Source organism: uncultured Microbacterium sp., from assembly GCF_945952435.1.
Lineage (GTDB): Bacteria > Actinomycetota > Actinomycetes > Actinomycetales > Microbacteriaceae > Microbacterium.
The window spans coordinates 148,854-162,437 of record NZ_CAMFHZ010000003.1; the positions used below are offsets into that span (position 1 = coordinate 148,854).

A 13,584-nucleotide genomic window follows, 5' to 3' on the forward strand; every position below is an offset into this window, starting at 1 on the left:
GTCACATCGACGAGTAGGCGACGATGCCGCGACGGACGCCGTCGAGGGCGTCCCGGGCCGTACGTGCGGTCTCCGCGGAGGGCGCCACGATCGAGAGCTGGTCGAGCAGGTCGATCGTCTGTTTGGTCCAGCGGACGAAGTCTCCCGCGGCCATGTCCGCGTCCTGCAGCACGGTGTCGAGCGCGGCACCGCGCGCCCAGGCGTGCATCGCGCCCGCGAGCCCCGCCGAGGGACGCTCCGATCCGGGCAGCCGGTTGTCGTGCTCGAGATCGTCGAGCTCGGCCCACAGCTCCTGGGTGCGATCCCAGGCGACCCGGAACCTCCCTCGCGGCAGATCCCGGGGATCGACCGAACCGTCATCCCGGCGCGGCTCGTACACGAGCGCACAGGCCATGGCCGCCAGGGACGGAGCGTCCAGCCCGTCCCAGAGGCCGCGACGCAGCGACTCCGCGACGAGGAGATCCCGTTCTCCGTAGATGCGCTGCATCGTGCGTCCGGCATCGGTCAGACGCAGGTCGTCGCCCTGCCCCTCGACGTAGCCGACCTCGCGCAGCACGTCGAGGACCCGATCGAAGACGCGGGCGACCGTCCCCGTGCGGTTCTCGATCTGACGGCGCGTGCGGTCGGTCTCGCGCTTGAGCTTCCAGTAGCGCTCCGCCCAGCGCGCGTGCGCCTCGCGGTCCGGACACCGATGGCAGGCGTGGCGCTGCATGCGCCGCCTCAGATCCTCGATCTTGTGCAGCCGCTTGTCCCGCACCGCACGCGGCGCCTGCGCATCCGAACGGTTCTTCTTCTCCAGGTCGCTGAGCTCCCGCCGGATCCCGGAGTACTCGGCGAAGTCCCCCCGATCGCAGGTCATGGCTTCGAGGTACCCGGCCAGCGAGGTCTCGGCCTCGCGCACCGTCCTGGCGAGCCCCACGACGGCACGGTCCGCCTGGAACTGGGCGAACGACGATTCGAGGATCTCCCGGGAGCGCTCCCGTCCGAACCGATCGAGCAGGTTGACCGCCATGTTGTACGTCGGCCGGAAGCTGGAGTTGAGCGGGTAGGTGCGGCGTGACGCGAGCGCGGCGACGGCCTGCGGATCCATCCCCTCCGTCCACTGCACGACCGCATGGCCCTCCACGTCGATGCCCCGGCGGCCGGCGCGGCCCGTCAGCTGCGTGTACTCCCCCGAAGTGATCGCGACCCGCGCCTCGCCGTTGAACTTCTCCATGCGCTCCAGCACGACCGTGCGCGCCGGCATGTTGATCCCGAGCGCCAGCGTCTCCGTGGCGAAGACGACCTTGAGCAGGCGCTGCTGGAAGAGCTCCTCGACGATCTCCTTGAACGCCGGCAGCAGACCCGCATGGTGGGCGGCCACGCCGCGCTCGAGGTTGTCGAGCCAGTCCCAGTACCCGAGCACGGCCAGGTCCTCGTCGCGCAGCGTGCGGACCCGCTCCTCGACGATCGCGCGGATCTCGCGACGTTCCTCGGCCGTCGTCAGCCGCAGCCCCGAGCGCCGCACCTGCTGGACCGCCGCATCGCAGCCGACCCGGCTGAAGATGAAGAAGATCGCGGGGAGCAGATTCGCCCGATCCAGCAGATCGACGACCTGGGGACGATCGAGGCGTTCGATGCGGCGCACGTTCGCCGAACGTACGGGCCGTTTGCCGCCGCGCTGCGGTCGCCGTCCCTGAGCGCCCGCCTGACGTGCGCTGCGGTACTGCTGCGCATCGCGGTTGCGCTCGTAATTGGCGCCGCCGAAGGAGCGGATCCGCAGAAGCTCCTGATTGACCTGTGCGGTCGCCAGGCCCGCGCGCTCGTCGAAGAGCGGCAGGAGGTCGTCCCGGACGAGCACGTGCTGCTCGAGGGGCACGGGCCGGGTCTCCGAGACGATCACTTCGGTGTCGCCGCGTACCGCGTCGAGCCAGTCGCCGAACTCCTCCGCGTTCGACACGGTGGCGCTGAGCGCGACGAGCCGCACCGTGCGCGGCAGGTGGATGATGACCTCCTCCCACACCGCGCCGCGGAAGCGATCGGCGAGGTAGTGCACCTCGTCCATGATCACGTAGCGGAGATGGTCGAGTGCCCGGGAATCCGCGTAGATCATGTTGCGGAGCACTTCGGTGGTCATCACGACGATCCGGGCGGAGCCGTTGATGTTGACGTCGCCGGTCAGCAGCCCGACCTGGTCTGCGCCGTACACGTCGACGAGCTCACGGAACTTCTGGTTCGACAACGCCTTCATCGGCGTCGTGTAGAACGCCTTGTCGTGGGGCGTCTGCATCGCGAGATGGATCGCGAACTCGCCGACGATCGTCTTCCCTGCGCCGGTGGGAGCGGCCACGAGGACGCTGCTCCCCCGCTCGAGGGCGTGACAGCCCTCGACCTGGAAGGGATCCAGCTGGAATCGCTGCGCCGCAGCGAACGCCGCGGTCTCCGGATGCTCCTGAGCGGCACGGGCGGCGGCGTAACGGTCCGCCGGGGAGGTCATACCGCGGACTCCTCGAGGAACGCCTGCTGCTGCTTGTGCTTGCGCCGGTCGAAGACGAGCGAGAGGAGCGCGGCGGCGAAGTAGAGGACGACGAGGATGCCGGCGAGCATCAGCATGCTCACCACGTCGGCGGCGGGCGTCGCGAGTGCCGCGAACAGACAGGCGATCAGGATGGCGACGCGCCAGGCCTTGAGGATCGCGCGGCCCGACATGATGCCCGCGAAGTTCAGCGCCACGAGGAACACGGGGATGATGAAGGAGACCCCGATCACGAGCATGAGCTTGAACACGAAGTCGTAGTAGTCCTGCGCGTTGTAGAGGTTCGCCGCGCCCTTCGGAGTGAAGCCCCACATGAGCTCGACGATGTGCGGCATGACCATCACGCCCACGTAGCAGCCGGCGAAGAAGAGGGGAACCGCGGCGGCGACGAAGCCGATCGTGTAGCGGATCTCCTTCTTCGTGAGCCCGGGCATGATGAAGGCCCAGATCTGCCACAGCCAGATCGGCGCCGCGAGGAAGATGCCGATCGAGAAGGCGATGCGCATCCGCATGTCGAACGCGGCAGTCACGGTACCGAAGTTCAGCGCGGCGAAGTTGTCTCCGCGTTCCCGGGCGACGACGCGGATCGGCTCGGTGACGAACGAGATGATCGGATCCGTGATGAGGAACGCCACCACCATCCCGATCAGGAGCGCCGCCGCGGAGATCACCAGCCGCTTGCGCAACTCGATCAGATGCCCGGCGAGGGGCATGGTGCGGTCGCGACGCGGCTTGCGGCCCTTCGTCGCGGGTGACGCGTCGGTCACGCCCGTCAGCGAGAGGTGCCGGCGTCGTGCGGAGGAGTGACGACGTTGGTGGGCTGCGGCGCGACGGTGTTCTGCGCGGGGGTGACCGGCGCGGAGGCCTCAGGCGCCGTCGTTCCGGCGTCGCGCACGGCGTCGTCGTCCTTCATCGCCTTCATCTCGCCCTTGAAGACACGGGCCGACTGGCCCATGCTCTTCGCGAGCGCGGGGAGCTTCGCCGCACCGAACAGCAGCAGGATGACGGCGAGAATGATGACGAGGTGCCATCCGTTGAGCCCGGCGAGCATGATGATCTCCCTTGATGGTCAAGTTTCGCGTAAGTCTACAGTGCTGCAGGCCCGCTGTCCGCGTTGTAGAGATCCAGACCCGCGCGCGCCCATTCCCGTGCCGCTGCGCGCGCCGCGGCGGGGTCCAGGATCTCCACCGCGCCCCCGAATCGTGCGGCCAGGCGCTTGAGGCTCAGCGGATCGCCGACCCGCAGCGTCGCCGTCATCGTCCCCTCCTCGATGCGGACGTCCGCGCGCGTGAGGTAGTCGCGCAGCAGCGGCGCGAGCCGCTCGGGGAAGCGGATCACGGCCTCGTCGTGCACGGAAGCGCCGGCGAACAGCTCAGGGACGGCCTCGTCGCCGTGCTCGATCGGGATGTCGGTGAGCCGCGGCTCGCTGACCCTGTCCAGATGGAACGTGCGCATCGCGCGGCGCAGGTGGCACCAGCCCTGCAGGTACCACTGGCCGTTCGTGATGAGCACGGTGACGGGATCGACGGTGCGGGTGGTGGGCTCCGCATCCGGCGCCCGGTACGTGAACGACACCGCGACGTGCTCCTGCAGCGCCGTCGAGACGACCGTGCGGACCTCGTCGACCGGTCCCGGGGCGACGATGACGTCCGCAGGAAGGCCGGCTGCGCCACGGGAGAGCTTGGCGACGAGGCCGCGCACGACCTCCGAGTCGGCGACGCCGGGAACGGCGGAGGCGAGCTGCAGTCCCGCGACGAGCGCGGCGGCCTCCCGAGCGGTGAACCTCGGCACACGGCGAAGGCCGACGTCGTTCGTGATCTCGATGATCCCCTGCTGGTCGAGCAGATCCCAGTTGATGTCGAAGAGCTCCTGCGGGGGCTGCCAGTAGCCCTCGTCCCCGGGCAGCCCGATCACCGTGAGCTTCTCGACCATCGCGCGCATCTGCGCCTCGGTCATGTCGAACTCGGCGGCGGCCTCGGCGAGCGACACCTCGCCGCGTTCGAGCAGATAGGGGACGAGGGTCAGGTAGGCGCGCACGCGGTCGGACGTGAGCAGCGGCTTGTGATCGGCCATCAGGCTCCCTCCTCCCCCGTGTGCGCGGCGCCGTGATGCACGGCCGCCACCGCGCGCAGACGTTCGACGACCTCGGCGCGCAGGTCCTCCGGCGCGACGACGCGCACCTCCGGGCCGTAGGAGGCCAGCTCGTCCGCGAGGATGTGCAGATCCACGTACGGCAGCCGGAAGCCCTGCGCGGCCGGCTCCGCACGGCGCCCGAGCCGGAGAGCAGCCTCCGTGCCCGGGGTGATCTCGAGGAGCGCGGAGTTCGCGGCGGCGACCGCGGCCAGCCCGGCCAGCGCGCGCTCGCCGGCTCCCTCGCGCAGTGCGGGCGGGAAGGAGGCGGATCCGACGACGACGTCCCCGATGATCCGTGTCAGCAGGAACATCCGATCACCGTCCGCGTCGACGTCGTTTCCGAAGACGTGCCAGCGGGCCTCGTACTCGACGAGCGCCAAGGGGCGCACCCGGCGCCGGCGCGGGGACTCCTCTCCCGGCTTCAGATAGTCGAAGACCACCTCGACGCTGCGTTCGATCGCGCCCTGCAACGGGGCGAACGCCGCGTCGCGCGCCGTGATGCGCGGGGCGAAGCCGATGATCGGCTCGTCGACGTCGATCCCGAGGGCGCGGATCTTGCGCACGCCGGCCTGCGCGTCGCCCGAGAGCGACTCCTCGCTCCACACGCTCCCGGCGAGCCGCAGAACCGCGAGCTCCGCCGGCGTGAACTCGATGTCGACGGGCAGGTCGTACTCGGCCTTCGGGATCCGATAGCGCGCTTCCCTGAGGTCGTTCGGGTCGGCGTGGTCGCCGAGCGTCTCGATGGGGATGCCGAGGGAGCGGAGTTCGTCCTTGTCGCGCTCGAACATCTTCTCCAGCGCGTCCTGACGTCCGTCGGCGCGCTGGCGGTACCCCGAGACCGAGGCAAGGATCTGCTGCTTGGTCAGTCCGATCTCGGTCGCCATGAGCGCGACGACGAGGTTCGTCAGACGCTCTTCCGCCGGAATCCGCGCCGCCATCGCTGCCGTCCTTCACTGGCCCGCGCGCGGCGGGCCTTCGATCACTGCCCCGAGGAGGAAGGGGCGTCGATCCCGAGGATATCGATCACGAGCACCTGGGTGCCCCCGCTGCCGTCGGCGCTCGACGCCTGACCGTCCGCCGCGGGGACCACGATCATCACCTGCGACCCGACGGTCTTGCCCACGAGACCCTTGTCGAACACCTCGCCGAGATCCGTCTCGGTGAACCGGACGGACTGCTCCCCCCACGTGGTCTTGAGAACCTTGCGGGTGTCCCAGTCGACCGCGGTGAACTGGACGCGCACCGCGTCGCCCTTGGTGATCGCCGTGCCGTCGCCGTGGAGCAGGGTCTGCACCACGAGCGAGGACGGCTTCTTCGCATCCGGCACGATGATGCCGGGGCGACCGTCGGGCGCGCGCACGACGGTCGGGAGTCCGAGGGCGTCGTTGTAGACGAGGGAACCCTCCGCCCGAGGGAGGTACACCTTGAGCACGTCCATGACCGCGACGACCGAGTCGTCCGCGGCCAGGTTCACCCCCTGTGCCAGGGCGTCGGAGACCTGTGCGTGCGGAATGCCGACGAGCAGCCGGGAACCCGCGGTCGCGCACTGCAACGCGGCGCCGATCCCCTTCGCCTGCGAGGCCCAGCTCTCGACGTCGCCGACGCGGGAGAGGTCTCCGTTGAAGTCGGTCGCGACGAGCTTGCGTCCCGTCTTCGCGCTGTAGAGGGCGATGTCGACGACGAGGGGCTGGTGCGCGCTGGTGACGGCGGTGCCCTTGCCGACGATCAGGTCGTCGACGGAGAGCTTCGACGCGCGCGTCGGGGTGCTCACCGTCACGTCCGGCGCCGCGCCGAAGTCGCCCTTCACCGCCACCGAACTGGCGAAATCCGGTGCCCCGGTCTGCGTCGGGCAGGAGTTCCCCGCGAACGACGGCCCGCCCGCACACCCCGTCAGGGCGAGGGCGGCGAGACCGAGGGTGATCAGGGCAGCGGCAGTCTTACGCACGCGCTCCAGTCTAAGCGGACGGATCCGAGGCGTCGGACCGTGCCACGCCCGCGTCGCCGGATGCCGCGAGTCGCGCGCCGCCGGCGGCGCGCTGGGCCTCCCGGACGCGCTTGCGCAGGTTCTTGTCCGTGATCTCCCTGTCGCCGACCGCGCCGGGCGTCCAGAGCTCCACGTCCACGTCGCCGTAGCTGGGCTTCTTGGCCGCGCGCCGCTTGACGTCGGGCGGAACCGCGCCCGGTGCGAGCCGGCGGGCGGTGATCAGGAACCCGGTGTGCGCGACCATCCGGTGATCCGGGCGGACGGCGAGCCCTTCCACGTGCCATCCGCGGACCATGGTCTCGGAGGACTCCGGCTCGGTGAACAGCCCCGTGCCGCGGATGTACTCCGCGACCCGGGAGAGCTGGGTCGCGGTCGCGATGTAGCAGAGCACGACCCCGCCGGGCGCGAGGGCCTCCGCGACGGCGTCGATGCACTCCCAGGGAGCCAGCATGTCGAGCACGACCCTGTCCACGCTTCCCGTCGGGAATCGGCCGGGCAGCTCCTCCTGCAGATCGCCGACGACGACGTCCCACGACGGCGGGAGGGCGCCGAGGAAGGTCTCGACGTTGGCGCGCGCGACCTCGGCGAAGTCCTCCCGCCGCTCGAAGGAGACGAGCCGTCCTTCGGAGCCGATCGCCCGCAGCAGGGAGAGCGAGAGAGCGCCGGAGCCGACGCCTGCCTCGACGACCGTCGCGCCGGGGAAGATGTCGGCCTGCGTCACGATCTGCGCCGCGTCCTTCGGGTAGACGATCGCCGCGCCGCGCGGCATCGACATGACGAAGTCGCGCAGCAGCGGCCGCAGGGCGAGGTACTCGTGGCCGGAGCTGTTCTCGACGACCGAGCCGTCCGGCAGTCCGATGAGATCGCGATGGCGGAGCACGCCGTGATGCGTGTGCAGTTCGCCGTCGGCGCGGAGCGTGATCGTGTGCATACGGCCCTTCGGGCCGGTCAGCTGCACCCGGTCGCCCTCGCGGAATGGCCCGCTGGGCCGGGGTCCCGACGTGGGGTCGACGCTCATCGGGCGACCTCCGTCCGCTCCGCAGCGACTCGCGCGAACTCCGCGGCGATGTCGTCGGCATCCTTGTCCGAGAGGCTCTCCCAGAGCAGATCGGCGCCGAGCCCGTCCAGCGGCACGATGTGCGGCACGCCGATCGTGACGGCACGGGCGGCCGCGGCCGCGGCCACGCCGGTGGGCGAGTCCTCCAGCGCGACCGTGTCGAGGATGTCGACCCCGAGGGCCTCCGCCGCCTGCAGATAGGGGTCGGGGAACGGCTTGGGGCGGGTCGCGTCGTCGCCGCCGACGATCACGTCGAAGGCGTCGAAGCCGATGAGCGCGACGATGTCCTCCGCCATGCGACGCAGCGACATCGTGACGAGGCCCGTGCGGATCCCCGCGTCCTTCAGGCTGCGCAGCAGCTCGCGCGCGCCGGGGCGGAACGGCACGCCGTCCTGCTGCAGACGCACGCGGACGCGCTCGGTGAGCTCGTCGACGATCGCCTGCGGCTCCATGTCGACGCCGGCGGAGCGAAGGATCAGCGCACTGCCGATGAGGCTGTTGCCGACCAGCTGCAGGGCCTGCTCGTGGGTCCAGGTGCCGCCGAAGGATGCGACCAGATCGGTCTCGGCATCCATCCAGTACGGCTCGGTGTCGACGAGGGTTCCGTCCATGTCCCAGAGGACCGCGCGAGGGTGCTGTGTCACTGCTCCATGGTACCGGCGGCACGGAGGCGGCCCCGTCCGACGCCGGATCCGCTCGCGAGGACTAGCCTGGACGGAACCCGCGGCGCCCGCTGCGGGGCGAGAGGAACGTCGTGCAGGTACTCGGATCCCGGATCGTCGTCGCCGCGTTCGACGGATGGAACGACGCGGGAGAGGCCGCGTCCGCCGCCGCCGAGCAGATCGCCGACGCGGGCCCCTACGAGCTCGTGCACACCGTCGACCCCGAGCTCTACTTCGACTATCAGTGGGCCCGCCCGACCGTCGAGCGGGACGCCGAGGGCGTGCGTCAGCTGCGCTGGCCGCGCGCGCGGCTGCGTCGCCCGGCCGACGACCTCTCCCGCCCCCGCGAGGCCGACGAGCCCCGGCTGTGGCTGTTGACCGGCACGGAGCCCGCGCGGGCGTGGCAGTCGTTCAGTGCCGAGTTCATCGACGCGGCGCTGCGCGAGGACGTGACCGGTTTCGTGACGCTCGGCGCGATGCTCTCCGACGTGCCGCACACCCGTCCGATCTCGATCTTCGCGTCGAGCGAGAACTCCGACGTGCGCGAGGCGCTCGGCATCGAGCGATCCGGGTACGAGGGCCCGATCGGGATCCTGTCCGCCCTCGAGCACGCGGCGGAGGAGGCCGGGATCCCCGCGCTCTCGCTCTGGGCGAACGTTCCGCACTACGTGCAGACGGGCGGCGCCTCGCCCAAGGCCACGCTCGCCCTCCTGGACCGCTTGCACGAGGTGACCGGAGTCGACGTGGCCCGCAGCCAGCTCGCCACGGAGGCCGCCGTCTGGGAGGCGACGATCGACGCCGCGGCCGCGGAGGACGAGGAGATGGCGGCCTACATCGAGCAGCTGGAAGCCAAGCGCGACACGTGGGAGTCGCCCGACGCCTCGGGCGAGGCGATCGCGCAGGCGTTCGAACGCTTCTTCCGCCGCAACGGGGACGGTCCGGGAGAGCACAAGCGCTGAGTGCGCCGAGAGGGCGCACCGCCGCGGATCAGGGCTGGATGACGCCCAGCGCGAGCAGGACGATCAGCGTCACGCCGAGCAGGATCCGGTAGACGACGAACGGCAGGAAACTGCGCTGCGAGATCCAGCGCATGAAGAACGTGATCACGGCGAGTCCGACGACGAACGCGATCCCCGTGGCGGCGAGGGTCTCCCCCGCCGAGAAGATCGACGGTTTGCCGATGCTCTTGAACATCTCGTAGAAGCCCGATCCGAACACGGCGGGGATCGCGAGCAGGAACGCGTAGCGTGCGGCGGCTGCGCGCTCGTAGCCGAGCAGCAGCCCCGCGGTGATCGTGCCACCGGAACGGGAGACGCCCGGAATCAGTGCGAGCGACTGGGCGAGGCCGTAGACGACGCCGTGCCCCAGCGTCAGATCGTCGAGCGTGCGCCGACGCGCTCCGATCGCGTCGGCGACGCCGAGCAGCACGCCGAAGACGATCAGCATGATGGCGACGAGCCACAGCGAACGGAACACGGTCTCGATCTGGTCCTTGAACACGAGACCGAGCACGACGATCGGGATGCTGCCGATGATGATGAGCCAGCCCATGCGCGCGTCGGGGTCGTTGCGCGGGATGCGGCCGAGGAGCGCCTGGAACCAGTGCGAGACGATCCGCACGATGTCGCGCCAGAAGTAGACGACCACCGCTGCTTCCGTGCCGATCTGCGTGATCGCCGTGAACGCGGCCCCCGGATCCTGCACTTCGGGCAGGAACGCACCCACGATGCGCAGATGGGCGCTGGACGAGATCGGCAGGAACTCGGTGAGGCCCTGGACGATCCCGAGGAAGATCGCTTCGAGAAGATGCATGGCGTGCCTTCGCGTCGTGCGCGAGCTGCGCAGGTCGGGTGTGCGGACGGTGTCGGTGCGTGGAGGGGCCCGGTCGACGGGCCAGGACCCCTGGGGTGTCAGTAGGTGCGCAGCAGGTCGGTCAGCACGCGCTGCCCGAACACGAGGGAATCGATCGGCACCCTCTCGTCCACGCCGTGGAACATCCCGGTGAAATCGAGATCGGCGGGGAGTCGCAGCGGGGCGAAGCCGTACCCGGTGATCCCGAGGGAGGCGAGCGCCTTGTTGTCCGTCCCCGCGCCGAGCAGATAGGGGATGACCGGGACGCCCGGATCGTGCCGGTCGAGCGCCGAGACCATGGCGTCGACGAGTTCGCCGGAGAACGGCGTCTCCATGCCGATGTCCTGCACCACCATCTCGAGCTCGACGTCATCTCCGATGAGCTCCCGCAGCTGGGCGAGCACCGAATCCTCCTGCCCCGGCACGACGCGCACGTCGACGAGCGCCTCGGCGCGTTCCGGGATGACGTTGTGCTTGTAGCCCGCCTGCAGGACCGTCGGGTTCGTAGTCGTGCGCAGGGTGGAGCGGAGGAACGCCTCGGCCGGTCCCGCGGCCGCCGCGAGGGCGTCGGGATCGTCGTTGGGGAGGCCCGTGAGGGCGCTCATGCGGTCCAGGAAGTCCCGCGTCGTGTCGGTGAGCTGGATCGGCCATGCGGTCCTGCCGATGCGCGCGACCGCCTCGGCGAGCCTCGTCACCGCGTTGTCGGGGTGGAAGCGGCTTCCGTGGCCGGCGCGGCCGCGCGCGACGAGGCGGATCCACAGGAGCGCCTTCTCGCCGACCTGCAGCAGATACGCCCTCTGGTCGCCGACCGGGATCGAGTAGCCGCCGACCTCGCTGATCGCCTCCGTCGCGCCCTCGAACCACTCGGGGCGGTCCTGCACGACGAGCGCGGAACCCTCCACGCCCCCGTTCTCCTCGTCGGCGAAGAAGACGAGGATCAGGTCGCGCTCCGGCTGCTCTCCGGCGCGCAGGATCTCGGCCACCGAGGTCAGGATCATCGCGTCCATGTTCTTCATGTCCACGGCCCCGCGCCCCCAGAGCATCCCGTCGCGGACGATGCCCGCGAACGGATCGACGGACCAGTCCCCGGCCATGGCAGGCACCACGTCGAGGTGTCCGTGCACGACGAGAGCGGGCTTGTCCCTGTTCCGACCGGGTACCCGCGCCATCACGCTCGTGCGCCGAGGGACGGGCTCGTAGTACTCGGGCTCCAGACCGAGCGCCGCGAGGTAGTCCCCGACGTACTCCGCGGCCTCGCGTTCGCCCTTCGCGTCGCCTCCGCCGAAATTAGACGTGTCGAAGCGGATGAGGTCGGCGGCGATCCGCGCGACCTCGGGAAGTTCGAGATCCTGCTCGGGCATGGCTCCAGGCTACCGAACGGCCGCCGGGGCTCGTGCCGCTCCCCCGGTGCGACGCGCCCGGCGGGCGTCCTGGTTCGAGGGGTCTCCGAGATCGTGGTAGTGTCATTCCTCGGTTGCGAAACAGCCGAAAGGGTCGGGAAACCGGCCCGGTCACCTGCGCGGGTGGCGGAATAGGTAGACGCGCTAGCTTGAGGTGCTAGTGCCCGAATAGGGCGTGGGGGTTCAAGTCCCCCCTCGCGCACAGTACGACGAAGGCCCCGGATCCGAAAGGTCCCGGGGCCTTCGTCGTCCCGTCTTCTGGCTCGCCTCCCTGCTCGTGGACCGTGCGGTGTCCGCCTTCGGTGTCCGTGGTCGGCGTTACGATCGTGCCAACATGCAGGACCCGATCGACCGTATGCTCGCACGCATCACCCGGCTGCCGTTCCGAGCGACGTTCCACCTCAGGGCGCCCGAGTATCGCTACGCCGTCGCCCGGGGCGCGGATACGATCCGGCGTCAGGCCGGAGCGCTCATCGACGAGAGGCTCGCGCCCGCGCATCCGCGCAAGGACGGCAGCCAGACGCCGTGGGGCGGCCACCCGGTCTTCCGCGCGCAGCACGCCACGGCCACGTGCTGCCGCACCTGCCTGCAGATCAATCATCGGATCCCGAAGGGTCGCGTGCTCAGCGACCGGGAGCGCGGCTACGTCGTCGACGTGATCTGCCGCTGGATCGACCACGAGTGCGCGTCCTTCGACCGCAGCACGTTGCCGCCCGCCCCACCGGCGCTGTTCTGAGGGGGATCCCCCAGGGCCGCACGGCGTCTCGGCTACCCCGCGCTGACCCCGAACAACAGGCCCAGCCCGTACGTCACCGCCGCGGCGCCGAAACCGATCATAAGCTGACGCAGCCCCCTGCGCAGCGGAGGGCCGCCCGAGAGCACGCCCACCATCGCCCCCGTGCTCAGCAGCGCCAGTCCGACCAGGCCCAGAGCGGTGAGCACCGCCGGAAGCCCCTGGAGTCCGAAGATCCACGGCAGGACCGGGACGATCGCGCCCGAGGCGAAGAGCAGGAAGCTCGAGATCGCGGCTGACCAGGCGCTGCCGATGATCTCGTGCTCGTCCGATCCTCCCTCGTCGCCCGCCCGCAGCGGGCCGGTGTGCATGGCCATGCCGGCCTTGGCCGCACTGACGACCCGGCGCGCCCGGGTGAGGGCCTCGTCGGCGTCCATGCCGCGGGCGCGATACACGAGCGCGAGCTCGTTCTCGTCGAGGTCGAGGTCGCTCGCGCTCGCGTCGCCGTGACCGTTCTCCTGCGTGGCCTCGAGCAGCTCGCGCTGCGACCGCACCGAGACGAACTCCCCCGCCCCCATGGACAGTGCGCCCGCGAGCAGACCGGCGAACCCGCTGAACAGCACGAGTCCGCTGCTCGCGCCCGTCGCGCCGATGCCGAGCACGAGGGCGAGGTTGCTCACCAGTCCGTCGTTCGCGCCGAACACCGCCGCGCGGAAGGACCCGGACAGCTGCCGGCGGCCTCGGGCGGCAAGACCGCGGACCACTTCGAAGTGCACCTTCTCGTCGGCGCGCATGGCCGGCGTCGCGTACGCCTCTTCGTCATAGGGCGAACGGGCCTCCGCGCTCTGCGCGAGCGCCAGGACGAAGATGGATCCGAACCGCCCTGCCATCCAGCCGAGCAGTCGCGAACGCAGCCCTGGTCGGGGCAGTCGGGCGGGCTCGCCACCGAGCAGTGCGAGCCAATGCGCCTCATGCCGGCCCTCCGCGGCGGCGAGCTCACGCAGGATCTGCTGCTCCTCGCCGGCGCGGCGTCGGGCGAGCTGCGTGTACACATGGGCTTCGGCGCGCTCTTCGACGAGATAGCGCGCCCACCGGCGACGGTCCGCCGCGGTGGGTTCCGCGAGCGCGGGATCAGACGTGTGCATGGATTCCTTCGGATCAAGGCGACCCTTCAACGCTATCCAGACGGTTCGCGCAAAGGCCTGCTCAGACCCGGATTGACAGCATTTCGGGCTTCCGAACCCCACTC

13 protein-coding genes and 1 tRNA gene are annotated in these 13,584 nt (G+C 70.4%); 3 read left to right on the forward strand and 11 right to left on the reverse strand.

All coding sequences use genetic code 11. The features are described from left to right. Nucleotide 1 precedes the first annotated feature (1 nt). From Q0P88_RS02510 to Q0P88_RS02545, 8 genes are read right to left on the reverse strand one after another with little or no spacing between them, the layout of a single operon-like run. Nucleotides 2–2,476 (reverse strand): RNA helicase, encoded by a 2,475-nt coding sequence (locus Q0P88_RS02510; RefSeq protein WP_295010726.1) that lies wholly within the window; start codon nucleotides 2,474–2,476, stop codon nucleotides 2–4. Further along, nucleotides 2,473–3,228, reverse strand: coding sequence for a twin-arginine translocase subunit TatC (tatC, locus tag Q0P88_RS02515; protein ID WP_295010789.1), 756 nt, complete (start codon nucleotides 3,226–3,228; stop codon nucleotides 2,473–2,475). Before tatC ends, Q0P88_RS02510 begins: the two co-directional genes overlap by 4 nt. A gap of 59 nt (nucleotides 3,229–3,287) precedes the next feature. Continuing rightward, entirely contained in the window at nucleotides 3,288–3,566 is a 279-nt protein-coding gene (tatA, locus tag Q0P88_RS02520) for a Sec-independent protein translocase subunit TatA (protein WP_295010728.1), read from the reverse strand. 35 nt (nucleotides 3,567–3,601) lie between these two features. Then, nucleotides 3,602–4,588, reverse strand: coding sequence for a YafY family protein (locus Q0P88_RS02525; protein WP_295010730.1), 987 nt, complete (start codon nucleotides 4,586–4,588; stop codon nucleotides 3,602–3,604). Continuing rightward, nucleotides 4,588–5,586, reverse strand: coding sequence for a YafY family protein (locus tag Q0P88_RS02530; protein WP_295010732.1), 999 nt, complete (start codon nucleotides 5,584–5,586; stop codon nucleotides 4,588–4,590). The genes Q0P88_RS02525 and Q0P88_RS02530 overlap by 1 nt, the downstream gene beginning before the upstream one ends. Nucleotides 5,587–5,627: 41 nt before the next feature. Then, nucleotides 5,628–6,593, reverse strand: coding sequence for an FKBP-type peptidyl-prolyl cis-trans isomerase (locus Q0P88_RS02535; RefSeq protein ID WP_295010734.1), 966 nt, complete (start codon nucleotides 6,591–6,593; stop codon nucleotides 5,628–5,630). Nucleotides 6,594–6,603: 10 nt separating this feature from the next. Beyond that, nucleotides 6,604–7,650 carry a tRNA (adenine-N1)-methyltransferase gene (locus Q0P88_RS02540; protein WP_295010736.1) on the reverse strand — a complete coding sequence of 349 codons (1,047 nt, stop codon included), beginning with the start codon at nucleotides 7,648–7,650 and terminating at the stop codon, nucleotides 6,604–6,606. After that, a complete protein-coding gene (locus tag Q0P88_RS02545) occupies nucleotides 7,647–8,333 on the reverse strand; it encodes an HAD family phosphatase (RefSeq protein WP_295010738.1) in 687 nt (228 codons plus the stop codon). Before Q0P88_RS02545 ends, Q0P88_RS02540 begins: the two co-directional genes overlap by 4 nt. A gap of 110 nt (nucleotides 8,334–8,443) precedes the next feature. Here Q0P88_RS02545 and Q0P88_RS02550 point away from each other — a divergent pair, with 110 nt between their 5' ends. Further along, nucleotides 8,444–9,310 (forward strand): PAC2 family protein, encoded by an 867-nt coding sequence (locus Q0P88_RS02550; protein WP_295010740.1) that lies wholly within the window; start codon nucleotides 8,444–8,446, stop codon nucleotides 9,308–9,310. A 28-nt stretch (nucleotides 9,311–9,338) separates the two neighbouring features. On the opposite strand, the gene Q0P88_RS02555 is transcribed toward Q0P88_RS02550, so the two are convergent. Together Q0P88_RS02555 and Q0P88_RS02560 are read right to left on the reverse strand one after the other, a co-directional pair. Further along, on the reverse strand, nucleotides 9,339–10,163 hold the full coding sequence (locus Q0P88_RS02555; RefSeq protein WP_295010742.1) for an undecaprenyl-diphosphate phosphatase: 825 nt from the start codon (nucleotides 10,161–10,163) through the stop codon (nucleotides 9,339–9,341). 98 nt (nucleotides 10,164–10,261) lie between these two features. Continuing rightward, nucleotides 10,262–11,563: a M20/M25/M40 family metallo-hydrolase gene (locus Q0P88_RS02560; protein WP_295010743.1), complete on the reverse strand. Its 1,302-nt coding sequence runs from the start codon at nucleotides 11,561–11,563 to the stop codon at nucleotides 10,262–10,264. 156 nt (nucleotides 11,564–11,719) lie between these two features. Here Q0P88_RS02560 and Q0P88_RS02565 point away from each other — a divergent pair. Together Q0P88_RS02565 and Q0P88_RS02570 are read left to right on the forward strand one after the other, a co-directional pair. Next, nucleotides 11,720–11,804: transfer RNA gene (locus tag Q0P88_RS02565), tRNA-Leu, on the forward strand. A 132-nt stretch (nucleotides 11,805–11,936) separates the two neighbouring features. Beyond that, a complete protein-coding gene (locus Q0P88_RS02570) occupies nucleotides 11,937–12,338 on the forward strand; it encodes a DUF4186 domain-containing protein (protein ID WP_295010745.1) in 402 nt (133 codons plus the stop codon). Between the two features lie 32 nt (nucleotides 12,339–12,370). Here the strand turns inward: Q0P88_RS02570 and Q0P88_RS02575 are convergent, their stop codons facing one another. After that, nucleotides 12,371–13,480, reverse strand: a complete 1,110-nt coding sequence (locus tag Q0P88_RS02575) for a VIT1/CCC1 family protein (RefSeq protein WP_295010747.1) — start codon at nucleotides 13,478–13,480, stop codon at nucleotides 12,371–12,373. Nucleotides 13,481–13,584: the final 104 nt, after the last annotated feature.